We start from the raw sequence: 24,863 nt of genomic DNA, 5'->3' as shown, positions 1-24,863 counted from the left end.
AAATTGTGGAAAATCAAAAAAATGAATTTGATGATATTATTTTAGAAAAAAGTAATAAAAGTGAAAAAGTAAAAAAAATTCTTTTACGAGTTATTGCTTTAGTTATTTTGTTTTTAGCTATTATGATAGTTATGAAGCTTATTAATGGTAGTGGTGATGAAAATACGCAAAATCAAAGTGTATTGCCAAGTGAACCTATAGCAACTCAAGACAATAACAATGATACTTCTTTTGAAAGTATGCCAATTACAGATAATACTTCAGCAGAAGATCAATTTGAGGCATTAAGAAAACAATTTCAAGATGAACAAAATACAACAACCTCTAGTTCAAATAACAATGATACTGCAAATTTTGCTATGCCTGATCAAGAAGTTCTAGCAGAACCAACAGCAACTGCTTCAGAAAATACTACTCCGCAAGCAAGTGCTCCCAAACAAGAAGTAAAACAAACTGCAAAACCTAAAGAAGAAGCAAAAAAACAAACAGCTGTCAAAAAAGAAAAAGAAAGTGCAAAACAAACCCCTAAAAAAGAACAAAATGCAAATGATTTATTTAAAAATGTTGATGCTAAACCTGTACATCCAAGTGGTTTAGCATCGGGTATTTATGTGCAAATTTTCTCAGTAAGTAATTTGGATCAAAAATCAAAAGAACTTGCTTCTGTAAAACAAAAAGGTTATGATTATAAACTTTATAAAACTACAGTTGGAGGTAAAGAAATTACCAAGGTTTTAATAGGACCATTTGAAAAGGCAGATATTGCAGCAGAACTTGCTAAAATCCGTAAGGATATTGCAAAAGATGCTTTTTCTTTTACTTTAAAATGAAATTTTTAGCAGTTATAGGCGATCCTATTTCTCACTCTAAATCGCCTAGAATGCATAATAATGCTATTAAAGCCTTAGGGCTTGATAGCATTTATACACGCTATCATTTAAGAAATGCTAACTGTTTAAGAGAAGATTTTTTTAAATTAGGACTTAGTGGAGCTAATATTACTTTGCCTTTTAAGGAAAAAGCTTTAGATATTGCTGATGTGAAGGATGATTTTGCTAGAAATATTGGCTCTGCAAATACTTTATGCTTAAAAGAAAATAAAATTTACGCTTATAATACTGATGCTTTAGGTTTTTTAGAAGCTATTAAGGATTTTGATAATATAAAAAAAGCTTTGATTTTGGGTGCTGGAGGTACAGCTTTGGCGCTTGCTTATGCATTAAAACAAAAAGGCGTAGAAGTGTATATAGCTAATCGTAGTAAAGAAAGATTTAAAGATTTTTTAGCTTATCCAACTTATCTTTATAAAAACTTGCAAGATTTTGACTTTGATTTGGTTGTAAATTCAACTTCTGCTGGATTAAAAGATGAAAATTTACCTTGTGATAGAGAGCTTTTAGATAGAATTTTACTTAAAGCTAAATTTGCTTTTGAGGTAATTTATGGCAGAGAAACACCTTTTTATAGATTGTGTAAAGAGTATCATTTAAAAATTAAAGATGGACTTGATATGCTTTTATGGCAAGGAGTTTTTGCTTTTGAACTTTTTTTTGAAATACGAGATAAAAGAGAGATGATAAAAAATGCAATGCAACAGGCATTGATTTTAAAGTAGAATGATAGTTATTTTTTTGCATAAGAAAAACTTATTTTTTGTGTGAGAAAGTTTAATTTTCTCACAAGTTTTATTATTCAAATATTTCTACCCCATCTTGATTTTTACTTTGATTATTTTGATTTGTTGAAGATGGATTTGTAGGAATATTTTGTGTAGGCGTGTTTTCAATTGTATTATTTTGATTAGAATTTGCTTGAGGTAAGCTTTCTTCAAAGGTAGCATCGCCATCAAAACTATTAAAACCACTGTTTGTATTAGGTATAGTTTTGCCTATGTCTGTTGCTTTTGGTAGATTGTTATAAAGTGTATTTAATGTATTTTTATAAAAAGCTAAAAAACTTTTATCAATTTCAAAAGCAGGTTGCTCTAAACCTTTATTGAGTTGAGTTGGTACAGTGGAGATAGTAGTTTTAAACATATTAACCCCATCATCATTTTTAATAGGATAGTTAAGCGCAACTAAAGAATCCAGTTTGGTGCTGCTTGAAAGATTGGTTGAATTTTGTGGATTGTGTGCATCTATAAAATCTATTTTACTTTTAAAATTTATACCTAAATTGGATTTTACATAATCTCCACTCATAAAATTGCTTGTTTTTTGTGCATTTTTTTCTTCTGTATAAATACTGATTGAACTTTTAAGAGTGTAGTCTGGATTAGTAGTAACTATTTTATAGCCTTTTAGTTGAGCGATGGTTTTGATCTGCTCTTCTAAATTTTGTTTTAAAAGATCAATTTCTTTTTCTATGCGAATTTTAAGCACTGAATTTTCAAAATAATCAGAATAATTGTTATTTTGTTCTATATTAATAGGCTCAAGAGCAATGCTTACTCCAGAATCAATAGGTTCAACCTTTGTTGGAACTTGGGGTTTAAAATTTGGCATAGAAACATTGACAAAATTACTACTTGTACCCCCACAAGCTGCTAAAATTAACATACTACTAGCAAGTAAAATATATTTTTTCATTTTTTACCTTTATTTAATGTGTTTGTGTTAATTATAGCAAGTTAAAGTTTTTTTGTTATATTTTTATAAAAGAAAATTAGGAAAGATATATGGAATTTTGGCAGCATATTTATTCAAATTTTAATGTTATAGCTTTTAGCATCTTTGGTTTAAAGGTACATTGGTATGGCATTATGTATGTTATAGCTTTGCTTTTGGCTTTGCTTTTGGCTAAATTTTTTGTAAGAAAATTTCAACTAGACATTAATGAAAAACATTTGGATAGTTATTTTATATGGGTTGAAATAGGGGTTATTTTAGGTGCAAGGCTTGGATATATTTTGATTTATGATGCAAATACTATGTATTATATTACTCATCCTTGGCAAATTTTTAATCCTTATATTAATGGTGAATTTGTAGGTATTCGAGGTATGAGTTATCATGGAGCAATTATAGGATTTTTGATAGCTACTTTATTGTTTTGTAAAAAATATAAAACAAATCCTTGGATTTTTCTTGATTTGGTTGCTTTAAGTGTTCCATTGGCTTATGTTTTTGGTCGTATAGGAAATTTTTTAAATCAAGAGCTTTTTGGTCGCATTACAAATGTGCCTTGGGGAATTTATGTTGATGGAGTATTGCGCCATCCATCGCAACTTTATGAAGCATTTTTAGAAGGTATTGTTGTTTTTATTATAGTTTATTTCGCAAGATTTAAGCAAAGTTTTCAAGGGGAATTGATTCTTGTGTATGCTGGTGCTTATTCATTGGCAAGATTTATATGTGAATTTTATCGCGAGCCTGATTTTGGTATAGGTTTTGTTTTATGGGGTATGAGTATGGGACAAATTTTAAGTTTTATAATGTTTATAACAGCTTTGTTAGTTTATATTTGTATAAAGTTTAAAAAAGTAAATATTTAATCTATCTTAAAGACTTTTGTAATATAATGAAATGGATTTTTTTAATTTCTTTTTACAAAGGAGTAAAGATGCGTGAGCTTATCGAAGGTTATTTGGGTAAGAGCATTGAGGGCAAAAAAAGTAAAATGCCTGCGAAATTAGACTTTATCCAAAGCGCCTCAGGGCTTTTTTTAGGTCTTTTTATGTGGGTGCATATGCTTTTTGTTTCTACAATTTTAGTCAGTGAGGATTTTTTTAATTCTGTGGTACATTTTTTAGAATTAAAATTTGTTTACGATAATCCTGTTATGAGTTATCTTACTTCATTTTTAGCCGCCTGTGTTTTAGTGGTTTTTTTCGTTCATGCTTTGCTTGCAATGAGAAAATTTCCTATTAATTACCGTCAGTATCAAATACTAAGAACACACAGTAAAAAAATGAATCACAGCGATACTTCGTTATGGTGGGTTCAAGCTTTTACAGGTTTTATTATGTTTTTCTTAGGTTCTGCTCATCTTATTTTTATTGTAACCAATGCAGATAAAATTAGTGGTGATATGTCAGGAGATAGGGTTGTAAGTCATTTTATGTGGCTTTTTTATGCTGTTCTTTTAGTCTGTGTTGAACTTCATGGAAGTATAGGGCTTTATAGACTTTGTGTTAAATGGGGTTGGTTTGAAGGAAAAAATGTAAAAGAAAGTCGCAAAAAGCTTAAAACTGCTAAATGGATAATCAGTATTTTCTTCCTAGTTTTAGGTGTGTTAAGTCTTGCAGCATTTATAAAAATAGGTTATAAAAACTACCAAAATCAAACCCAAACTACTGCGATGATAAAAAACTACAATGGAGCAAATTATGAATATACAATATAGTGATGCTTTAGTAATAGGCGGAGGATTAGCAGGTCTTAGAGCGGCTATTGAAGTAGCAAAGAGTGGCCAAAGTGTAACACTTTTAAGTATTTGTCCAGTGAAGCGTTCTCACTCTGCAGCGGTGCAAGGAGGTATGCAGGCAAGTTTAGCAAATGGGGCAAAAGGTGAGGGTGATAATGAAGATCTTCACTTTGCAGATACAGTAAAAGGAAGTGATTGGGGCTGTGATCAAGAAGTAGCAAGAATGTTTGCTCAAACTGCGCCAAAAGCAGTGCGTGAGCTTGCGGCTTGGGGTGTGCCTTGGACTAGAGTTACTAAAGGTCCAAGAACTGTTGTAATCAATGCACAAAAAACTGTGATTGAAGAAAAAGAAGAAGCGCACGGGCTTATTAATGCTAGAGATTTTGGTGGAACTAAAAAATGGAGAACTTGCTATATCGCAGATGCAACAGGGCATTGTATGCTTTATGGTGTAGCAAATGAAGCTATTAAACATCAAGTAAAAATTATTGATAGAATGGAAGCAGTAAGAATTATCCATGATGGTAAAAAATGCTTAGGTGTGATTGCTAGAGATTTAACTAATGGACAACTCATTGCTTATATTGCAAGAGGAACCATGATAGCAACAGGGGGCTATGGTAGAATTTATAAACAAACTACAAATGCGGTAATTTGTGAAGGAACAGGTGCAGCCATCGCTCTTGAAACAGGGCTTTGCAGACTTTCAAATATGGAAGCAGTGCAATTTCATCCAACTCCTATTGTGCCAAGCGGTATTTTGCTTACTGAGGGCTGTCGTGGTGATGGTGGAATTTTACGCGATGTGGATGGATATCGTTTTATGCCTGATTATGAACCAGAAAAAAAAGAACTTGCAAGCCGTGATGTGGTAAGTCGTAGAATGATGGAACATATTCGTAAAGGCAAAGGTGTAAAAAGCCCTTATGGGGATCATTTATGGCTTGATATTTCTATACTTGGAAGAGCTCATGTGGAAAAAAATCTCCGCGATGTACAAGATATTTGTAAAACTTTTAATGGTATTGATCCAGCAGATGAAGGTCCAAAAGGTTGGGCTCCAGTTCTTCCGATGCAGCATTATTCTATGGGTGGAATTAGAACTAAGCCAACAGGTGAAAGTCAATGGCTAGAAGGACTTTTTGCTTGTGGGGAAGCAGCTTGTTGGGATATGCACGGCTTTAATCGTTTGGGTGGAAATTCATGTGCTGAAACTGTTGTAGCAGGTATGATAGTGGGAGATTATTTTGCAGATTATTGTAAAAATAATGGTGAAGTAATTGATACAAATGTAGTAAAAGACTTCTTAACTAAAGAGTATCAATATTTAAAATCTTTAGTAGATAAAGAAGGTCAATATAATGTTTTTGAAATCAAAAACAGAATGAAAGAAATCATGTGGGATAAAGTGGCCATCTTTAGAACAGGTGAAGGTTTGAAAGAAGCAGTAGATGAACTTGAAAAACTTTATAAAGATTCTCAAGATGTTAAAGTACATTGTAAAGAACTTGATTGTGCAAATCCAGAGCTTGAAGAAGCGTATAGAGTGCCAAGAATGTTAAAAATAGCACTTTGCGTAGCTTATGGAGCGCTTTTAAGAACAGAAAGTCGTGGGGCGCATTATAGAGAAGATTATCCAAAAAGAGATGATTTAAATTGGATGAAAAGAACCAATACTTTTTGGGTAGAAGGCGAAACCTTGCCACGCATAGAATACGAAGAGCTTGATATTATGAAAATGGAAATTCCACCAGCATTCCGTGGATATGGAGCTAAAGGAAATATTATAGAAAATCCTTTAAGTGAAAAACGCCAAGCTGAAGTGGATGCAATACGTGAAAAAATGGAAGCTGAAGGCAAAGGTCGTTATGAAATTCAAAACGCTTTAATGCCTTATGAATTACAAGCTAAATATAAAGCACCAAACCAAAGAATAGGAGTTGATTATGAGTAGAAAATTGACAATAAAGGCATTTAAATATAATCCTTTAAGCAAAATTTCTAAACCACATTTTGTGACTTATGAGCTTGAAGAAACTCCTTTTATGACGGTTTTTGTATGTTTGACTTTAATCCGTGAAAAAATGGATGCGGATCTGAGTTTTGACTTTGTTTGTCGTGCAGGGATTTGCGGATCTTGTGCAATGATGATTAATGGAGTGCCAAAACTTGCTTGTAAAACTTTGACTAAAGATTATCCTGATGGAGTGATAGAGCTTATGCCTATGCCTGCATTTAGACACATTAAAGATTTAAGCGTGAATACAGGCGAGTGGTTTGAAGACATGTGTAAACGTGTTGAAAGCTGGGTGCATAATGAAAAAGAAACTGATATTTCTAAACTTGAAGAACGTATTGAGCCAGAAGTTGCGGATGAAACTTTTGAACTTGATCGTTGTATAGAGTGTGGAATTTGTGTAGCTTCTTGTGCAACTAAACTTATGCGCCCAAATTTCATAGCTGCTACAGGGCTTTTAAGAACAGCTAGATATTTACAAGATCCGCATGACCATAGAAGTGTGGAAGATTTTTATGAATTAGTAGGCGATGATGATGGTGTTTTTGGTTGTATGTCGTTGCTTGCTTGTGAAGATAATTGCCCTAAAGAATTACCTTTGCAAAGTAAAATTGCTTATATGAGAAGACAACTTGTCGCTCAAAGAAATAAATAAATCTTTCCCCTTTTTAAGGGGAAGATTATGAAAGAATTATTCCAAAAAATTTGGCAAAATGAACTCCAATTTTTAAATTTTGATGCTAAATTTCAAGATAAAAGCAAACTTGATACAGCCGAGTGCGCGATTATTTTAAGTGTCAATAAAGACAATTATGAAAGATATTTTCTCTTAAAAGAATTTCAAGAGCTTTGCAAAAAAATTGATTTAAGAGTGGATATTTTTAGTATACAAAATGCTCAAATTTGTATTTTAAATCTTTTTAAATCAGGTTTTATTCCAAGGCAAGATTTGCTTAAGGCTCTAAAAATTTTAGAAAAAATTTCAAAAAATACCGAAATGCTTGATTTTATTTCACAAGAAAAAGTTCAAAGTATAGATCAAAAAGCTTTATTTCAAAATGATTTTAAAGAATTAAACACCATTAATTTAGAGCTTCAAAAGCTAAGTTTTGATGAAAATTTAAAATCAAGACTTCAAAAAACTTTGGAAAAATTTCAAAATTTAGAGTTTAATATAGCCATCACTGGCGTGATGAATGCAGGAAAATCAAGTCTTTTAAATGCTCTTTTAAAAGAAGATTTTTTGGGGGTTTCAAACATACCTGAAACAGCTAATTTAACAGTATTAAGTTATGGCAAGAGTGAAGAAGCAAAGATATATTTTTGGGATAAAAAAGAATGGCAAAATATACTTGAAAGTTCGCACTTTAATGCAGATTTAAAAGAATTTATCGACAAGCTGGATAAGAGTGTAAATATAGAGGATTTTATCAAAGATAAACCTTTAATACAAAATATCGCACTTTGTGAGCTTAAAAATTTCAGTTCAGCTAAAAATAAAATTTCAGCTTTAATTAAAAAAATAGAAATTAAAAGTCATTTAGATTTTTTAAAAAATAATATTTCCATAGTTGATACTCCAGGACTTGATGATGTTGTAGTTCAAAGAGAAATTGTTACAAATGAGTATCTTAAAGAAAGTGATTTTTTAATTCATTTAATGAATGCTTCTCAAAGCTTAACTCAAAAAGATGCAGACTTTTTGGTGCATTGTCTTTTAAACTCAAGGCTGAGTAAGTTTTTAATTGTTTTAACTAAAGCGGATTTGTTAAGCAAAAAGGATTTAGAAGAAGTCATTGTTTATACCAAGGAAAGCTTAAAATCAAGACTTGTGGATTTAGATGAAAATTTAGTGGAAAAGATTGATTTTTTATGTGTGAGCGCTAAAATGGCAAGTGATTTTTATAAAGGTTTAGCATCTAATGAAAGCTTGCAAAAAAGTGGTATGCAAGAAGTTGAAAACTATCTTTTTAACGAGCTTTATGCAGGAGAAAAAAGTAAGATTGCCTTAAGAGCTTACAAAAAAGAATTGCATTTAGAGCTTAAAAATATTCTAAGCGAATATGAAATGCAAAATCGTCTTATTAAGGAGAATAAACAAGGTGTAAGTGAAGAAAATCAAAAGCTTTTACTTGAACTTCAAAAGCAAAACACCTTATTAAAAGAAGCACAAGATGAAATTTCAAATTCCATTGCAAAACTTAAAAATATAGATAGTGGCATAGATAATCTTGTTTTACTTTTGGCTAAAAAATTAAAAGAACGCTTGATAGATGAGTTTAAATATTTGAAAAATAATGCACAAAAGCTTAATCTTTCTCGTATTTTAAATATAGTTGATATTACCACAAAAGATGGGATTAATGATATTTTAAGAGAAATTAAATTTGAAAATATTAAAAAAATCGAGGAGCTTAAAACAAATTTATCTTTAAAATATAATTTTTTAAAAGATGATTTTGACAATGGTTTTGAAGGTTTTAAAGATGGAATTTCAAAAAATATAGATAGTATTTTTCAAAGCGAAAAATTTGCACTTTTAAGATTGAAAATTGAAAAATTAAGTAATCTAAAATCAGATTTATATGAGCTTGAAACGAATTTAGATACGGTTATTTTTGATACTTTTAAAGAATTTAAAATGAGCGAAATTTTAAACTCTTTAAATATCAATGGAGCATTTTTTGAGTTTTTAAATGATAAATTAAAACATTATGAAAAAAATCAAAAATCAAAATTAGAAAGTCTTGAAAAAGGTTTACAGAGTCTGAAAAATCAAGATGCTAATATTTTAAATTCTTTTGAAGAAAATTTAGAAAAAATTGAAAAATTAAAACAACTTGAAATGGGGCTTTTAAATGCAGATTAATCTTTTAAATGATTTTATAAAAGCCTATGAAAATACTTATAGTGTGAGTTTTGATGATAGTTTTAAAGGGTGTATTCAAGAGCTTTGTAAGGAACTTAATGAGCCTTTTATGCACGCAAGTTATGCTTTAGAAAATGAATTAAAAGAACTTGTGTTTTCTTTGGATAAGAATGTTAATATCGCTATTATAGGGCAGTTTTCAAGTGGTAAATCAAGTTTGCTAAATTTGATCTTAGGGTGTGATTGTTTGCCTACGGGTGTTGTTCCTGTTACTTTTAAACCTACTTTTTTACGCTATGCAAAAGAATATTTTTTAAGAGTAGAATTTGAAGATGGAAGTGATATTATCACAAATATAGAAAAATTAGCCTTTTATACGGATCAAAGAAATGAAGTAAAACAAGCAAAAAGTTTGCATATTTTTGCACCTATTCCTTTACTTGAAAAAATTACTCTTGTAGATACTCCAGGTTTAAATGCAAATGAAAATGATACTTTAACAACTCTTGATGAGCTTAAAAATATTCATGGGGCGATTTGGTTAAGTTTGATTGATAATGCAGGTAAAAAAAGTGAAGAAGATGCCATAAAAGCAAATTTGGAACTTTTAGGAGAAAATAGCATTTGTGTATTAAATCAAAAAGATAAATTAAGCACAGAAGAACTAGATAATGTTTTAAATTATGCAAAAAGTGTATTTTTAAAATATTTTGATGAGCTTATTGCCATTTCTTGCAAAGAAGCTAAAGATGAGCAAAGCTATGAAAAATCTAATTTTCAATCTTTGCTTGATTTTTTAACTCAGCTAGATACAACAGCTTTAAAAGAAAAATTTGTTAAAAGAAAAATTTTAAATTTATGCGAAATTTTAGAAGATGAAAATCAACTTTTTGTAGGTATTTTTGATCGTTTATTAAATCAATTTCAAAATTATGAAAAGCATTTACTTTTAGCGTATGAAAATTTTTTAAAAGAGATTGAAATTTTAAATCATCAGATTTTAGAACAGCTTAAAAGCATTAGCGAAAGAATTTCTAGTGAAATTTTTGCAAGTGTTAAGGAAAAAGATGCTTATTTTTACAAAGAAAACAAAGGATTTTTAAAGAAAGATTTATATACAAGATATGATTATAAAGCGCCTTATATTTCAAGTGACGATGCTTTTTTGGCGATGTTTTATAATAGTGATGTGATGAGTAAAGAGTTTAAAAAAATCAAAAATGAACTTTATAAATCTTTTGAAGAAATCAAGATGAAATTAAAAGACTTTATAAACATACTTGAAAGAGAAATTTTGCTGTTTAAAGCAGAATTTTCAAACATACAAAAAGATCACATTTTCCAAAGTGATAAAAATTTTAGCGAATTAAGAGCTTTTTGTAATGCAAGCGATGAGTACTTTTTGAAAGATTTTAAAGAACTTTTATTTAAAAGCATTTTAGAGCTTGATTTATTTTTTGAAAAATTAAATCTTAAGGCTTTTACAAATTATGAAAATGCTACGAAACTAAGCCTTGCATTTTTTAGTCGTAAAATCAATGAAAGTCGTGTTCTTTATGAGCTTGATAGTTCTGAATTCGTACTTTTTTATCCTAAAAAAAGCGAAATTTATGAAAGAGTTTTAAATGAATTAAATGTTTATGAGTTTGAAACTTTGCTTATTAATAAGCCTATTTTGACAAAAATTGCAAAAAATTTCTTAGAACAAAGTCAAAATTTAATCCAAGAAAAAAATAAATTTTTAGATCTTAAAAAAGCAGAACTTCAAAAAAGAAGAGCGCAGATTTTAAATGTTAGAGAAAATATAAAGGAAGATTAATGAGAATATTTTTAGCTTTATTTTTATTTTTTAATTCATTATTTGCATTAAGTGAATTAGAAGAGGGTTTAAAACTTTACGAGGCAAATAAATTTGATAAAGCTTATGAAATTTTTAAGAATCTTTGTGAAAAAGATATTTCTAAAGCTTGTTTTTCTTTAGCTTTTATGCATGAAAGTGCTAAGGGTGTGAGTAAGGATTTAAATCAAGCTTATAAATTTTATGATAAAGCTTGTAAATTGGGTTTAGCAAATGCGTGTTCTAATATGGCTTTGCTTTTGCAAAATCAAGGTTATAAAAATGAAGCTCTTTTGGCTTTTAATAAAGCTTGCACTTTAGGAGAATCGTTAAGTTGTAATAACATAGCTTTATTTTATGAAAAAGAAAAAGATGGACAAATGGCCTCAAGTTTTTATAAAAGATCTTGTGACTTAAAAAATGCAAGAGCTTGTTATCAGTTAGGATCTTTATATGATAAAGGAGAACTTGTTAAAGCAAGTGTAAAATCTGCTCTTGCTTTTTATTCTAAATCTTGCACTTTGGGTTTTGGTGAGGCTTGTTATTTGCTAGGACGCTATAATCAACTAGAAAAACAAGATCTAATAAAGGCAAAAAGATATTTTGGTATGGCTTGTGATCAAAAACATCAAGAAGCTTGCGCAGCTTATAAAGAACTTAATTCTAAAGATATAGAGCTTTATTAAAAGTTCTATTTTTATTACTTTCAAAGATATTCTTAAATAAAATTAAGAATAACACAAAATTTATCGCTTTTTAAAGTTAAATTTATATCAATAGGAATAATATAGTCTTGTTTAAGTTATTATCAAGGAGAAGTAATGCAAGACAATATTATTGATCGCAGAAGCTTTTTTAAACTAGGGCTTTTAGGTGGTTCTGTAGTAGCAGCTAGTACTATAGGTGGCGGTGCTGTTTTAAAGGCAACAGAACTTACGCATTCGCATCAAGCTTCACAAGGAAATTCAAGTAAAATTAGAGGTAGAATGTTTTTTCAAACTCAAACTGAATTTGATACCTTAAGTGCAGCCTGTGAAAGAATTTATCCTAAAGATGAACAAGGAGAAGGAGCTATAGGTTTAGGTGTGCCTTATTTTATCGATAATCAGTTAGCTAGTGCTTATGGTTATAATGATAGAGAATATATGCAGGGGCCTTTCATGGAGGGTAAAGCTGAACAAGGTTATCAAACCCCTATGCAACGCAAAGATATTTTTTTAGAAGGCGTGTATGCTCTTGAAGAAAATGCTAAAAAGCGTTATAAAAAATCTTTTTCTTTGCTTAAAGGTGGAGATCAGGATAAAATTTTAAGCGATTTTGAAAAAGGAAAAATTCAAACTACAGGTTTTAAATCTTCTTATTTTTTCACACTTTTAAGAGATATGACAGTAGCTGGAGTTTTAGCTGATCCAATTTATGGCGGAAATGATAATAAAAACGGTTGGAGAATGATGCAATATCCAGGCGCACAAATGAGCTATGTGGATAAAATTGCAAGTGATGAATTTTTTAACATTGAACCTATGGGTTTAGCAGATATGGAGAGTTAAAATGTCTGAAGTATTAAAAAAAGTAGATGTAGTAACAGTTGGAGCAGGATGGACTGGAGGTATAGTGGCTGCAGAGCTTACCAAAGCAGGTTTGAATGTGCTTAGTTTAGAACGCGGACATATGCAAAGTACTGAAAATTTTAATTTTATCCATGATGAGTGGAGATACGGGATTAATTATGGTTTGATGCAAGATTGCTCAAAAGACACTGTGACTTTTCGTCATGACCCTAGTAGTTTAGCCTTGCCTTATCGTAAAATGGGTTCGTTTTTATTAGGTAATAATGTTGGTGGTGCAGGGGTGCATTGGAATGGTTGGACTTTTAGGTTTATGCCTTATGACTTTGAAATTCAAACCCTAAGCAAACAAAGATATGGTAATAAATTAGGCAATGATTATACCTTGCAAGATTGGGGTGTGACTTATAAGGATATGGAGCCTTATTATGATAAATTTGAAAAAACCTGTGGAGTATCAGGTGAGCCAAATCCTTTAGCAGAAAAAATGGGGGCTTTTAGATCTAGTCCTTATCCACAAGAACCTCTTGAAAATACTAAAATGCTTAAACGATTTGAAAGTGCAGCAAAAAGTTCAAATTTACACACTTATCGTTTGCCAGCCTCAAATTCTAAAGGTGGCTATACAAACCCTGATGGTCAAGATTTAGCTCCTTGTCAATACTGTGCGTATTGTGAGCGTTTTGGTTGTGAGTATGGCGCAAAAGCAAGTCCTTTAAACACAGTAATTCCAAAGGCTATGAGCACAGGTAAATACACCATACGCACTTATAGCAATGTAACGCAAATTCTTAAAAAAGACGGAAAAGTAACGGGGATAAAATTTGTCGATACTAGAACGATGAAAGAGTATATCCAGCCTGCTGATATAGTTGTACTTACTAGTTATATGTTTAACAATGCTAAGCTTTTAATGGTAAGCAACATAGGTGAGCAATACGATCCAAAAACAGGTAAAGGAACTTTAGGTAGAAATTATTGTTATCAAATGAACATGGGTACAACAGCTTTCTTTGATGAGCAATTTAACACCTTCATGGGTTCAGGTGCTTTAGGAACTACGAGTGATGATTTTAACGGAGATAATTTTGATCATTCTAAGGAAAAATTCCTTCATGGAGCTATGATTTATAGCGTTCAGCTTGGAACTCGCCCTATACAATCAGCCCCACTTCCAGCAGGAGCTCCAACTTGGGGTGCCGAATTTAAGAAAGTATTAAACTATAATTTCACAAGAGCTATTACAGTAGGAGGACAAGGTGCTTCTTTGCCTCATAAGAATAATTATTTAAGTCTTGATCCAACTTATAAAGATGCTTTTGGTATGCCACTTTTACGCTTAACTTATAATTTCACTGATCAAGATAGAGCTTTGCATAAATTTATCACAGATAAAACAGCTGAGGTAGCAAAAAGAATGCAAGGAGTAAAATCAATCAAAAAAGGTGCTTATCTTAAGGATTATAGCGTTGTGCCTTATCAATCTACTCATAACACAGGTGGAACAACCATGGGCACAGATAGAGAAACTAGTGTGGTTAATACTTATTTACAACACTGGGATGCGGATAATCTTTTTGTTGTAGGAGCAGGAAATTTCCAACATAATAGTGGATATAATCCAACTGATACTGTGGGAGCTTTGGCTTATCGCTGTGCTGAAGGTATTTTAAAATATCATAAAAGTGGAAAAAGCTTAGCTTGATAATAACTTGAGAGTTTTTGAAAACTCTCAAGATTATAAATTTTTAATTTTTTTCCGATATAGTATATAATATCAAGGAAGGCAAAAATGATTAATGGTGTAAATTCTTATTCAAACTACAATTATACAAAAAGGCAAATGTAGTCTGCTCTTGGAGGGTGGTATGCAAGATGATTACTTTAAGTTCTTTTAATAGATATTTTGGAAATAATCCCCTGCAGACACTTACTAAAATTAGAGATGAAAGTATTGAAAATGCAAAAATTTAAATTATAAAAAGGATAAAAAATGTTAAATATTTTACATGCAAATTCAAGTCATCGTTTCCATAAATGTATGCCTAAGGAAGTTCATCAAATATATGATACTTTAAAGCTTATGGAACAGCAAGAAGGTACAAAAAAAAGTAGAAGCCAAAAAAGAAGAGCAAAGTAATTCTACAAATACAGATAAAGCAGATAATAAAAAAGATAAATTTTTAGACATGTCCGTTTGGTTTTAAAACAAAGCTTTATTTATAAGGAAGATTGGCATAATTTTTTTTATTTAAATTAAGAATTTTAAGATGCGATATTGAATTTAATGTCGTTATTTTGCGAGTTTTGTTGATAAGTTTTGGCTATGAAATTTTTAAAATCTTTATCAAAATTTGAATTTTTATCGTTGTTTTTTGAATCTTTATCTGTTTTTTCTAAGCTATTTTCTGAATTTTTGTCATCTTTTTCTTTATTTTCTTCTTCTTTTTCTTTGGCTTCTTCGGCTTTAAGCTTCATTGCTTCAGCTCTTGCTTCAAATTCCATTTTTGTAGCATTTGCTGCAACTTTATAGTCTTGTGGGCTAGGATCAGCAGGAGCCATAGCTGCTGCTGCAATTTGTCTTGCATTGGCTATAGTTTCTTCTGGTGTGTTTCCTTTTTGCATGCTGATAGGAACTTCACCTGCTGTAGCATATATTTGATTATCAGGGCCTCTTGTGTAAGTAAAACTTGCAGCACCTGTCAAGCCACCACCTGCTGCTTGATGTGCAGCTTCATGAGCCTTTACATTTCTATCGATACTTTGGAGTTCGCGAACTTGAGCTACTTCTTTTTGGCTTAGCTCTACGCCATTAACCATTTGGGTTTGTTCGCCATTTTTTTCTTTATCATCTTTATTTTCGCTAAGATTTTTTTCATCTTTTTGAGTGGAATCAGATTGATTTGTTTTATCAAAAGAAGGTTTGCTAGAGTAGTAATCATAAGAGTTATAACTTGAACTAATTTGCATTTATCCTCCTTTTTGTTTTTTAAATTTTAGGAATTTTAACGCATTTTGACTTAAAAATTTGATAAATTTTGTAAAATAATCATAAATACAATTTCAAAGGAATGTAATGATTTATGAAAATGATTTGATTTATATAGAGAAAGAGGAGGCTCAAGTGCCTTGGCTTAAAATTTTTACTAAAGAAATTTATAAAGAATTTAGCGATTGTCCTTTAGAGTTGCAAAAAGAACTTTTTGAAAAAATTTTACTTTGTGAAAAGGCTATGATAGAATTTTACAAACCTGAAAAAATCAATATCGCCTCTTTTGCAAATTATGTGCCAAGGGTGCATTTTCATGTTATGGCAAGATTTAAAGAAGATGCGTTTTTTCCAGAGTGTATGTGGGGAAAACAGCAAAGAGAAGCAATAAAGCTTGATTTGCCTAAATTTGAAGAATTTGTAAAATTTTTAAATAGTAAAATTTTTTAATTTTTATTAATGATTTATTATGTTTTATCTAATAAAATTTTTATATTGAAAATTACTATAAAAAAAGGAAAAAAATGAAAAAAGTTTTATTAAGTTCATTGGTTGCGGTGTCTTTGTTAAGCACAGGTTTGTTTGCTAAAGAATATACTTTAGATAAAGCACATACAGATGTAGGTTTTAAAATCAAACATTTACAAATTAGCAATGTAAAAGGAAATTTCAAAGATTATTCTGCGGTGATTGATTTTGATCCTGCGAGTGCTGAGTTTAAAAAGCTTGATGCAACTATAAAAATCGCATCTGTAAATACAGAAAATCAAACAAGAGATAATCACTTACAACAAGATGATTTTTTCAAAGCAAAAAAATATCCTGATATGACTTTTGCAATGAAAAAATATGAAAAAATCGATAATGAAAAAGGCAAAATGATGGGAACTTTAACTATAGCTGGAGTTTCTAAAGATATTGTTTTGGATACTGAAATCGGCGGTGTAGCTAAAGGCAAAGATGGAAAAGAAAAAATAGGTTTTTCTTTAAATGGAAAAATCAAACGCTCTGATTTTAAATTCGCGACAAGTACTTCAACTATTACTTTAAGCGATGATATTAATTTAAATATCGAAGTTGAAGCAAACGAAAAATAATTTTTTAGTCTAAGAGTCTTGCTCTTAGACTTTGTAAATTTTTATCCAAATTTCCTTCACTTTCTTGCCAAATCAATTTAAAATCCGGTTTAAAATTTTCATTTTCTAAATTAAATTCCGTGTTTTTCAAGGTGGATTCTAAAAAAGCAAGATGATTTAAAGCTTGATTTTTATCATTAAAAATTAAAATAAAATCATTGTCTACGATGAAAATTTTTGCTCTAAAGCGTTTTAAAATTTTTGCAATTTGTTTTAAGATGAGTTTGGCATAGCTTTCTTTAGTATCTTTTAGTTCATTAAAATGAAGCAAGGCAATGATATAGTTGTTTTTTCCCTTTGTAAAGCGTGTAAGGCTTTTTTCATTAGGTAGTTTTGTTAAGATGTCAAAAAAAGCCAATTTATAAGCGTGATTTAAAAGATAAAAACAAAAAACTAAACTTGCAAATTCAAAATACCTTATTCCTGCTCCTTCTTGGAATAAAAACTGAAAATATGCAGCAAAAAATGCGATAATAAGATAATATTCTTTAGTTTTAAAAGTTTTGATAAAAATGAGTATTAAGCCGACTAAAAAAAATAAAAATCCTAATTCACTCACAGGCTTAAAAAAATCTAATGCAATAAAATGAAATTCTAAACCAGCGCTATTAAAAGTAGTATTTCTAGGTAAAATGATGCTTAAAACGCCTATAAAAATAAGGGTTGTAATTGAAGCGATATTTTTTTTACTTAAAATTAAAGCATGGTGTTTTCCAAGGCAAAATAGAGTAAAAATCATAGGTAAAAACAAAGCCACAAATAAATTAGCTTGAAAAAAACTTGTATAAAAATAAGGCAACTTAGCTCCTAATAGCACTAAAGTTAAAAAGAAAATTCTTGAATTTTTAAAGTAAAAGGATAATACAAGTGCTGAAATTTCAAAAATAAAACTCAATGATATTAAAAAATCTAATAAAAACATTTCAAATCCTTGATTTTAATAAAAGTGATAATTGTATAGAAAAAAGCTTAAAAGTGGACTTTATTTAAATTTAGCAATCTCATCTTGTATAGTTTGTTCTATATGAAGTAATTCTTCATGAGTTTTTTTACTATTTTCTAAAAGTTCATCAAATTTAAAGCCAAGCATAACAATACGATATAAATTGGGTTTATATTTTCTCCAATTATATAAAGTGCTAACATCAATGTCTAGTTCATATGCCATATCACGCTTGCTCTTTTTTGTCATTTTTTACCTTAAAAATTTAGCCTTTAAAAAATTTTACATTAAAATTTCTTTATTAAAAACACTTGAAATATTCAATCTTTTATATAAAATATATTTAATATTTCAATATTAATTAAGTTATAGCATGGAATAATTCGAGATATTTTTTAATTTTCAAGGAGTAGTTATGGATTTCAATTCGGTTCTTTTCAGTATTGGCGATAAATTGCCAAAAGATGCAACATCTACCGTGATGCTAAAAGAGAAATTTGATCGCTTAAATGAGGATAAACAAAAAGAAGTAGTAGCACAGCTTCCAATGATAAAGCTAAAAAGTCCCGCTCTAGTATTTTGGGTAGGGACTTTTTTATTTGGTGCTTTTGGAGTGGGTCGTTTTATGATAGGAGATTGGGTTTTAGGGCTTATACGCTTGGGAGTTACAATTGTAGCTATGTTTTGCGGTATTTTAATGATTACATATAGTGCTTTAGGGATAATATATGGTTTGTTGTGGCTTGTTAATTGGATTTGGTGGATTGTAGATATGTTTTTAGTGGGTAAAAAATTAAGAAAACAAAATTTTGAAAAGATTGCAAATATTATACAATAATTTCGAGTTTTATGAAAAACAATCAAAAATAAGTTTGCAAAATATTTTTATCAAGTTTTTAGTAAATTTTGTTTTTGTGGCAAGTGAGGTTTAGAATTCTTAAGCAATAAAGAAAATTGCTTTTAAATATTTTGTCTGTTGCTTCAAATATTGCACAGGTTTTTTTAGAGATTACAAGTAAAATGGTGGACTTGGTACAGATGAAGAGAAACTAAAATATTATTTAGGTGAACAAAAAAGGAGGAAATTAATGAAATGTTTTAATGCGAAATTTATGTTTGTTGGAATTTTGGCAGTATTTTTGAGTGCTTGTAGTAGCGGTATTCCAAAATGTAGTGATCAAGATGTACAAAATGTTTTAACTGAGATTGATCGTAAAAAGTTGAAATTTACTTATAGCGGTTTTATGAGCGATTTAACCGATAAGGAAAGTAAAACACAGTATTGTAAAGCTCAAGTAAAAGCAAATGGAAGTATTGATTCTCGCCCTTACAAATGGGATGCTTGGATCGAGTATTTTGCTAGATATACTGATGATGGTATGGTATATGTAGAAATTACCAGATAACTTTTTAAGGCAAAAATGCCTTAAAAAGTTAATTTTGAGGAGACTGGATATGGACTATAATGTTTTTCTTTTAAATATACAAGATAAAATAAATCAAGAAGATTTTTTCAATTTAAAGCTTAAGTTTGAACAATTACAAAATAAAAAAGAAGCTTTATCAAATTTGGTATTTTTAAGACTTCAAGATCCTATAAAACCTTTAATTATGAGTATGATATGTGGTTTTTTAAGTTTAGGTTGGTTGGCAATCGATAGATTTATGATAAAAGACTATGCATTAGGAATATTGCGTATAATATTATCTTTATTTCCTTGTGTGTTATTTTTGATACTAGGAATTAGCTATGAAAATGATTCTAACTTGGATATTTCTGAAATTTTTTCGGGTTGTTTGGAATTTTTCTATTATTAGGCATTATTTGGTGGGGAGTAGATTTATTTTTAGTCTATAAAAAAATTAAAAAACAAAATTATAATAAAATTATAGAATTTATTTTTAACTATCAAAAAATTTAATTTTAAAATTAAAAATTCAAGCCTTTTTCGCTACAATTTCTTAAAAATTTTTATAAGTAAAAAATTTAAGGAAAATCATGGTTGAAGTAAAAAATCTTACTATGCGTTTTGCAAATCAGCTTTTATTTGAAAATGTGAATTTAAAGCTTGTTCGAGGACAAAGATACGGACTTATCGGTGCTAATGGTGCGGGAAAATCGACTTTTTTAAAAATTCTTTCAGGAGAAATTGAGTCAAGTAGTGGTGAAATAGTATTTGATGAAGGTTTAAAAATCGCAGTTTTAGGACAGGATCAATTTGCCTTTGAAAACTACACCATCAAAGATGCAGTGATGTGTGCAAATAAGCGTTTATATGAGGCCTTAAAAGAAAAAGAAAAGCTTTATATGAGCGAGGAATTTACAGATGAGATCAATGAGCGTTTAGGTGAGCTTGAGATAATAACGGCCGAAGAAGATCCAAATTATGATTGTGAAACGCGTTGTGAAAAAATTTTAAGTTCTTTAAAGATTAAAGATTTTGATGCTTTGATGAGCACCTTACAAAGTGCGGATAAATTTAAAGTCTTACTAGCTCAAGTTTTATTTTTGGGCGCTGATGTGCTTTTTTTAGATGAGCCTACAAATAACCTTGATTTAGAGGCGATTTCTTGGCTTGAAAATGAACTTTTAAGACATGAAGGAACTTTGGTTGTCATCTCTCATGATAGGCATTTTTTAAATAAAATTTGCACAAGAATTTTAGATGTGGATTTTAAACAAATTCGTGATTTTGCGGGAAATTACGATGATTGGTATATGGCTTCAACGCTTTTGGCAAAACAAGCTGAGCTTAAACGTGATAAAACCTTAAAAGAAAGAGAAGAATTAGAAAATTTCATTCGCCGTTTTAGTGCAAATGCTTCTAAGGCAAAACAAGCCACAAGCCGTGCTAAAGCACTTGAAAAACTAGAGCTTGAAGAGATTAAAATTTCAAGTCGTAGAGATCCTAGCATAGTTTTTAGAACCAATCGTGAAATAGGTAATGAAGTTTTAGAATTTAAAGGTATAGGCAAGGCTTATGATAAACAATTGTTTTCAAATTTGGAGCTAAAAATAGAAAAAAATGATAAAATCGCTTTGATCGGGGCAAATGGTATGGGCAAAAGTACTTTGGCAAAAATCATCACCCATGCTATAAATCCAGATAGTGGATCTATGCATCTTGGGGCGACTATAGAGCTTGGATATTTTCCTCAAGATACAAGTAATTTAATTTGTGAAAATTTGAAACTTTATGAATGGTTGATGAGTGAAAAATTTAAAGATCTAGATGAAATCCGTAAGTGTTTAGGTAGAATGCTTTTTAGTGGCAGCGATCAAGAAAAAATGGCAGCAAGTTTAAGTGGGGGTGAAAAACATCGTTTAATGCTTTCTCGTTTAATGCTAGAGCGTCCAAATTTCTTGCTTTTAGATGAGCCTGATAACCATTTAGATCTTGAAAGTATTATTGCGCTAGGTGAAGCTTTGTATAATTTCAAAGGTGTAGTGCTTTGTATCAGCCACGATAGGGAGTTAGTTTCTGCTTTTGCTAATAGAATTTGGCATTTAGAAAATGGTAAGCTTACGGATTTTCGTGGAACTTATCAAGAATTTTTAGGAGAAAATGATGGCTAAATTTAGAATTCAATACAGCGCAGGTTTTGGGCACTATACGCAAAATCACAAGGGTTTTGGACCTACGATTTATATAGAAGAGGTCGTAGAGTTTGATAATGGCAAGGATTATTTTGATTATATAGATTTTTATAAAACTTATTCAAAGAGCGATGATACTTATTTTCATATTAGTTTTTTAGAAGATAGACCTCTAAGCGATAAAGAAATCACGATTCGCAATGAATACCGCAAAATGCGTGATGAAAACTGTAAAAAAGCCAAGGAAGAATTTATAGCTAATAATGAGCTTGATGTGGAGCATTTGCCTACTCATCATGATTGAAAAACATTAATTTTTGCATAAAAAAGGAACACTTTTTGCTTGTATAGTTTTTGCATATTTTGAAAGGAGAAAACTATGCAGGTAAATTATAGAACGATCAGCTCGTATGAATACGATGCTATTAGTGGTCAGTATAAACAGGTGGATAAACAGGTTGAAGATTATTTTTCATCTGGAAATTCTGATTTTATGGATATATTAAATAAGGCGGATGAGAAGTCAAGCGGAGATGCTTTAAATTCTAGCAATAGTTTTCAAAGCAATGCGCAAAACTCAAATTCAAATTTAAGTAATTATGCTCAAATGTCAAATGTTTACGCTTATCGTTTTAGACAAAATGAAGGCGAGTTGTCTATGAGAGCTCAAAGTGCTAGCGTTCACAATGATCTTGTGCAACAAGGTGCAAATGAACAAAGTAAGAATAATACTTTGTTAAATGATTTATTGAACGCAATTTAATCAAAAGCTCCATTTTGGAGCTTTTGTATTTACTTGCAAGAATTTATAATTTCTCTATTTCAAAAGGTGCAAAATTTTTACAAAAAATTTCAAATTCTTGCTCCTCTTTTTCATTTAATTTGATATGTAATATAGCTTTGCAATCCTTAAAATCTTTTGTGAAATTAAAAGAATAAGTTTTTAAAAAATGTTCAAAACGATTTAAATTTTTTAAATCAATAGCAATGGATATATTTTTTTTCAATTCGAATAAAAGTAAAGAAGAATTATTAATCACGGCATTTGCTGCATCGCTATAAGCTCTTACAAGTCCCCCTGTACCAAGTTTTATACCGCCAAAATATCTTACAGTGATTAAAGCCGCATTGATAAGATCATAGCCCCTTAGAACATTTAAAGTTGGCATTCCAGAAGTTCCTTTAGGCTCTCCATCATCGCTTTTATCTTCTACAATTTGATTAAAATCATTTAAAACACGATAAGCATAGACAAAATGAACAGCTTTTGGATGCTCTTTTTTTAGCGTTTCTATTAAAAATTTAAAATCTTTAAAAGGGCAAAGAAAAGATAAGAAAATAGATTTTTTAATATCGATTTGTGTTTGAAAAATTTGATTAATAGTTTGCATTTTTGCCTTTTTTGTTTAAAATTATACTTATAAAAACTAAAATCAATTTGATGTTAATTTTTAAGATATTTGATATTTATATGATTTGCATTGATATTTTAAGTTTAATTTTGTAAAATTTTCATTATGGAAAAAATCAAAAATTATAAACTTATCACCATTTTACTTAGTCTTGATTTGTTGGCTTTGCTTTATGGAATTTCAACACTGAGTATTAGTACTGATGAAGCTGATATTTATTTTGGTGAGCAGGGTAAATCACTTATTTTTTTCCATAGTTTGCTTTATTATATATCTCATTTTGGAACTTTTATTTTTGGGCAAAATGATTTTGGTTTAAGGCTTCCTTTTTTATTTTTTCATTTTTTAAGTTGCTTGCTTTCGTATTTGCTAGCTTTAAAATATACTAAAACTAAAATTGATGCTTTTTTTTCTTTATTGTTGTTTGTTTTATTGCCGGGTACTGTTGCAAGTGCTTTGCTGGTTAATGCCGCATCTTTGGTGATTTTTTTAACCCTTGCTATATTATGTGCTTACGAATATGAAAAAAAATGGCTTTTTTATATATTATTGATTATAGTATTATTTGTTGATAAATCTTTTAATATTTTATTTTTAACTTTTTTCTTTTTTGGGATTTATAAAAGAAATGCTATTTTATTTACCTTATCTCTTGTTTTGTTTGGAGCGAGTATCAGTTTTTATGGTTTTGATACAGGTGGTCGTCCAAGAGGTTATTTTTTAGATACCTTAGGAATTTTTGCTGCATGTTTTTCTCCTTTGGTTTTTGTGTATTTTTTTTATACTATTTATCGTTTGACTTTTCAAAAATATAAAAATTTATTATGGTTTTTAATGAGCGTAACATTTGTATTTTGTTTGTTGCTTTCTTTAAGACAAAAACTTTTTTTAGATGATTTTTTGCCTTTTTGTGTTATTTGCACTCCTTTGCTTATAAAAACTTTAATGCAAAGTTATAGAGTGAGATTGCCAGTTTTTCGATTAAGGTATAAAATCTTTATAGAATGTTCTATAATTTTTTTGATATTTTGTTACTTTTTAATCGTCGCTAATCAATTATTGTATTATTTTATAAACAATCCAAATCGTCATTTTGCCAATAATTATCATTTTGCTAAAGAATTGGCGCTAGAATTAAAAAAACAAGATGTTTTAGAGCTTGCAACAGCCCCAAGTTTGCAAAAAAGATTACGATTTTATGGAATAAAAAATAGCAATAAGTTTTATTTAAAAGCTTTAAAACAAGCCGATAAGCATGATATGGACAAAAAAATTGTTAAAGTAAAACTTGGAAAATATGAAAAAGTATATCAGATTTTAAACTATGATTAAAGCTTTCAGTTTGTTGGAATTTGTGTTTATAATTCTCATTTTAGGTATAGTTTTTAATTTAGGCAGTCTTTACTTAAAAAAAGACAATCTACTAGAAGGTGCAATACAAATTCTTAATGATATCCAATATACCCAAAGTTTAGCCATGATGCAAGAAGGCATAAGAGTTGATGAGTTGGCTATCGCAAAAAGAGAGTGGTTTAAAAGTAAATGGCAGATTTATTTTATAAAATCAGCTGCCACAGGTTATGATCAAACATATACTATTTTCTTGGATAAAAATGGCGATGGAAATGCTAATTTAGGTAAAACTGAAATCAATATAGATAGAGAAATTGCTGTTGATGTAATCAATTATAACAAATTAATGAATTCAGGTCAAAGTGGAGTTATTAGTAAAGATGATGAAAAAACTACACAAAGATTTAATCTTACAAAAAGATTCGGAATAGAAAAGGTTGAATTTAAAGGATCTTGTTCAGGATTCACTAGATTAGTATTTGATGAAATGGGCAGAGTGTATTCTCCGTTAAAAAATGCCAATTATGCATATGAAAAAACTTTAGCAAAGAATAATTCAGATTGCATTATACGTTTGTTATCAAAAAAGCATGTTCTTTGTATTGTTATAGATACGCTTAGCGGTTATGCTTATATTCCAGATTTTAAAACACTTAAAAGTCAATTTGTTAATATAAAAAATAAAAATTACGAGTGCTCTAAAATATAGCCCCCATTATACTTATATAAATACTTACACAAATATTTATACTATTTAATCCTTTATTTAATCCCCT

The 24,863-nt window shown here is 29.8% G+C and carries 25 protein-coding genes and 3 pseudogenes; 23 read left to right on the top strand and 5 right to left on the bottom strand.

Translation table 11 applies throughout. From position 1 onward, the window contains the following. Positions 1-5: 5 nt before the first annotated feature. Together ELQ09_RS04790 and ELQ09_RS04785 are read left to right on the top strand one after the other, a co-directional pair. Positions 6-830, top strand: coding sequence for an SPOR domain-containing protein (locus ELQ09_RS04790; protein ID WP_134224746.1), 825 nt, complete (start codon positions 6-8; stop codon positions 828-830). Then, entirely contained in the window at positions 827-1,615 is a 789-nt protein-coding gene (locus ELQ09_RS04785) for a shikimate dehydrogenase (RefSeq protein WP_070316747.1), read from the top strand. The genes ELQ09_RS04790 and ELQ09_RS04785 overlap by 4 nt, the downstream gene beginning before the upstream one ends. Before the next feature lie 73 nt (positions 1,616-1,688). On the opposite strand, the gene ELQ09_RS04780 is transcribed toward ELQ09_RS04785, so the two are convergent. Beyond that, a complete protein-coding gene (locus ELQ09_RS04780) occupies positions 1,689-2,588 on the bottom strand; it encodes a membrane lipoprotein lipid attachment site-containing protein (RefSeq protein WP_070316748.1) in 900 nt (299 codons plus the stop codon). Between the two features lie 89 nt (positions 2,589-2,677). On the opposite strand from ELQ09_RS04780, the gene lgt reads away from it, so the two are divergent. The 11 genes and pseudogenes from lgt to ELQ09_RS04725 all read left to right on the top strand — a co-directional run bounded on the left by lgt (position 2,678) and on the right by ELQ09_RS04725 (position 14,863). Beyond that, positions 2,678-3,493, top strand: coding sequence for a prolipoprotein diacylglyceryl transferase (gene lgt / locus ELQ09_RS04775; RefSeq protein ID WP_070316749.1), 816 nt, complete (start codon positions 2,678-2,680; stop codon positions 3,491-3,493). Between the two features lie 68 nt (positions 3,494-3,561). Then, complete coding sequence (locus ELQ09_RS04770) at positions 3,562-4,344, top strand: fumarate reductase cytochrome b subunit (protein ID WP_070316750.1); 783 nt, start codon at positions 3,562-3,564, stop codon at positions 4,342-4,344. Continuing rightward, positions 4,328-6,319: a fumarate reductase flavoprotein subunit gene (locus ELQ09_RS04765; protein WP_070316751.1), complete on the top strand. Its 1,992-nt coding sequence runs from the start codon at positions 4,328-4,330 to the stop codon at positions 6,317-6,319. The genes ELQ09_RS04770 and ELQ09_RS04765 overlap by 17 nt, the downstream gene beginning before the upstream one ends. Further along, a complete protein-coding gene (locus ELQ09_RS04760; RefSeq protein ID WP_002854302.1) occupies positions 6,312-7,037 on the top strand; it encodes a fumarate reductase iron-sulfur subunit in 726 nt (241 codons plus the stop codon). Before ELQ09_RS04765 ends, ELQ09_RS04760 begins: the two co-directional genes overlap by 8 nt. Positions 7,038-7,064: 27 nt before the next feature. Next, positions 7,065-9,251, top strand: a complete 2,187-nt coding sequence (locus tag ELQ09_RS04755; protein ID WP_134224745.1) for a dynamin family protein — start codon at positions 7,065-7,067, stop codon at positions 9,249-9,251. Further along, positions 9,241-11,070 carry a dynamin family protein gene (locus tag ELQ09_RS04750; RefSeq protein ID WP_070316754.1) on the top strand — a complete coding sequence of 610 codons (1,830 nt, stop codon included), beginning with the start codon at positions 9,241-9,243 and terminating at the stop codon, positions 11,068-11,070. Before ELQ09_RS04755 ends, ELQ09_RS04750 begins: the two co-directional genes overlap by 11 nt. Next, the gene (locus ELQ09_RS04745; RefSeq protein ID WP_088303932.1) at positions 11,070-11,774 is read left to right on the top strand and encodes a tetratricopeptide repeat protein; all 705 of its coding nucleotides are present in this window, start codon (positions 11,070-11,072) and stop codon (positions 11,772-11,774) included. Before ELQ09_RS04750 ends, ELQ09_RS04745 begins: the two co-directional genes overlap by 1 nt. A 135-nt stretch (positions 11,775-11,909) precedes the next feature. Further along, the gene (locus tag ELQ09_RS04740; RefSeq protein ID WP_070316756.1) at positions 11,910-12,638 is read left to right on the top strand and encodes a gluconate 2-dehydrogenase subunit 3 family protein; all 729 of its coding nucleotides are present in this window, start codon (positions 11,910-11,912) and stop codon (positions 12,636-12,638) included. A gap of 1 nt (position 12,639) precedes the next feature. Beyond that, positions 12,640-14,361, top strand: coding sequence for a GMC family oxidoreductase (locus tag ELQ09_RS04735; protein WP_134263814.1), 1,722 nt, complete (start codon positions 12,640-12,642; stop codon positions 14,359-14,361). A 170-nt stretch (positions 14,362-14,531) separates the two neighbouring features. After that, positions 14,532-14,618: pseudogene (locus tag ELQ09_RS08400) on the top strand (hypothetical protein); the annotation flags it as partial. A 31-nt stretch (positions 14,619-14,649) separates the two neighbouring features. Further along, positions 14,650-14,863, top strand: a pseudogene (locus ELQ09_RS04725) (hypothetical protein). Between the two features lie 58 nt (positions 14,864-14,921). On the opposite strand, the gene ELQ09_RS04720 reads toward ELQ09_RS04725, so the two are convergent. After that, a complete protein-coding gene (locus tag ELQ09_RS04720) occupies positions 14,922-15,626 on the bottom strand; it encodes a putative metalloprotease CJM1_0395 family protein (protein WP_134263813.1) in 705 nt (234 codons plus the stop codon). A 106-nt stretch (positions 15,627-15,732) separates the two neighbouring features. Between ELQ09_RS04720 and ELQ09_RS04715 the strand changes: the two genes are divergently transcribed. Next, positions 15,733-16,095, top strand: coding sequence for an HIT family protein (locus tag ELQ09_RS04715; RefSeq protein ID WP_002857306.1), 363 nt, complete (start codon positions 15,733-15,735; stop codon positions 16,093-16,095). A gap of 74 nt (positions 16,096-16,169) precedes the next feature. Further along, positions 16,170-16,742, top strand: a complete 573-nt coding sequence (locus ELQ09_RS04710) for a YceI family protein (protein WP_134224743.1) — start codon at positions 16,170-16,172, stop codon at positions 16,740-16,742. A 4-nt stretch (positions 16,743-16,746) separates the two neighbouring features. Here ELQ09_RS04710 and ELQ09_RS04705 read toward each other — a convergent pair whose 3' ends face one another. Next, positions 16,747-17,703 carry a membrane protein gene (locus ELQ09_RS04705; protein ID WP_002921846.1) on the bottom strand — a complete coding sequence of 319 codons (957 nt, stop codon included), beginning with the start codon at positions 17,701-17,703 and terminating at the stop codon, positions 16,747-16,749. A gap of 60 nt (positions 17,704-17,763) precedes the next feature. After that, positions 17,764-17,973: a transcriptional regulator gene (locus tag ELQ09_RS04700; protein WP_002778401.1), complete on the bottom strand. Its 210-nt coding sequence runs from the start codon at positions 17,971-17,973 to the stop codon at positions 17,764-17,766. 166 nt (positions 17,974-18,139) lie between these two features. Between ELQ09_RS04700 and ELQ09_RS04695 the strand changes: the two genes are divergently transcribed. From ELQ09_RS04695 to ELQ09_RS04670, 6 genes and pseudogenes are all read left to right on the top strand, one after another. After that, on the top strand, positions 18,140-18,562 hold the full coding sequence (locus tag ELQ09_RS04695; RefSeq protein ID WP_134224742.1) for a hypothetical protein: 423 nt from the start codon (positions 18,140-18,142) through the stop codon (positions 18,560-18,562). A gap of 250 nt (positions 18,563-18,812) precedes the next feature. Further along, on the top strand, positions 18,813-19,130 hold the full coding sequence (locus ELQ09_RS04690) for a hypothetical protein (protein WP_134224741.1): 318 nt from the start codon (positions 18,813-18,815) through the stop codon (positions 19,128-19,130). Between the two features lie 49 nt (positions 19,131-19,179). Further along, positions 19,180-19,646 (top strand): annotated as a pseudogene (locus ELQ09_RS04685) (hypothetical protein). A gap of 77 nt (positions 19,647-19,723) precedes the next feature. Continuing rightward, complete coding sequence (locus ELQ09_RS04680) at positions 19,724-21,301, top strand: ABC-F family ATP-binding cassette domain-containing protein (RefSeq protein ID WP_134263812.1); 1,578 nt, start codon at positions 19,724-19,726, stop codon at positions 21,299-21,301. Beyond that, entirely contained in the window at positions 21,291-21,626 is a 336-nt protein-coding gene (locus tag ELQ09_RS04675; protein ID WP_002859498.1) for a hypothetical protein, read from the top strand. Before ELQ09_RS04680 ends, ELQ09_RS04675 begins: the two co-directional genes overlap by 11 nt. A 75-nt stretch (positions 21,627-21,701) precedes the next feature. Next, entirely contained in the window at positions 21,702-22,085 is a 384-nt protein-coding gene (locus ELQ09_RS04670; protein WP_134224740.1) for a hypothetical protein, read from the top strand. Positions 22,086-22,128: 43 nt separating this feature from the next. Here ELQ09_RS04670 and ELQ09_RS04665 read toward each other — a convergent pair whose 3' ends face one another. Further along, a complete protein-coding gene (locus ELQ09_RS04665; protein ID WP_070316764.1) occupies positions 22,129-22,713 on the bottom strand; it encodes a YigZ family protein in 585 nt (194 codons plus the stop codon). A gap of 126 nt (positions 22,714-22,839) precedes the next feature. Between ELQ09_RS04665 and ELQ09_RS04660 the strand changes: the two genes are divergently transcribed. Further along, positions 22,840-24,066: a hypothetical protein gene (locus tag ELQ09_RS04660; protein ID WP_134224739.1), complete on the top strand. Its 1,227-nt coding sequence runs from the start codon at positions 22,840-22,842 to the stop codon at positions 24,064-24,066. Next, the gene (locus tag ELQ09_RS04655; protein ID WP_134224738.1) at positions 24,059-24,796 is read left to right on the top strand and encodes an ATP-binding protein; all 738 of its coding nucleotides are present in this window, start codon (positions 24,059-24,061) and stop codon (positions 24,794-24,796) included. The genes ELQ09_RS04660 and ELQ09_RS04655 overlap by 8 nt, the downstream gene beginning before the upstream one ends. Positions 24,797-24,863: the final 67 nt, after the last annotated feature.

Source organism: Campylobacter sp. CH186 (assembly GCF_004378925.1).
GTDB classification, from domain to species: Bacteria; Campylobacterota; Campylobacteria; order Campylobacterales; family Campylobacteraceae; genus Campylobacter_D; species Campylobacter_D jejuni.
Note: the sequence above shows the minus strand (reverse complement) of the source record. Positions and strands in the feature narration are given on the sequence as shown.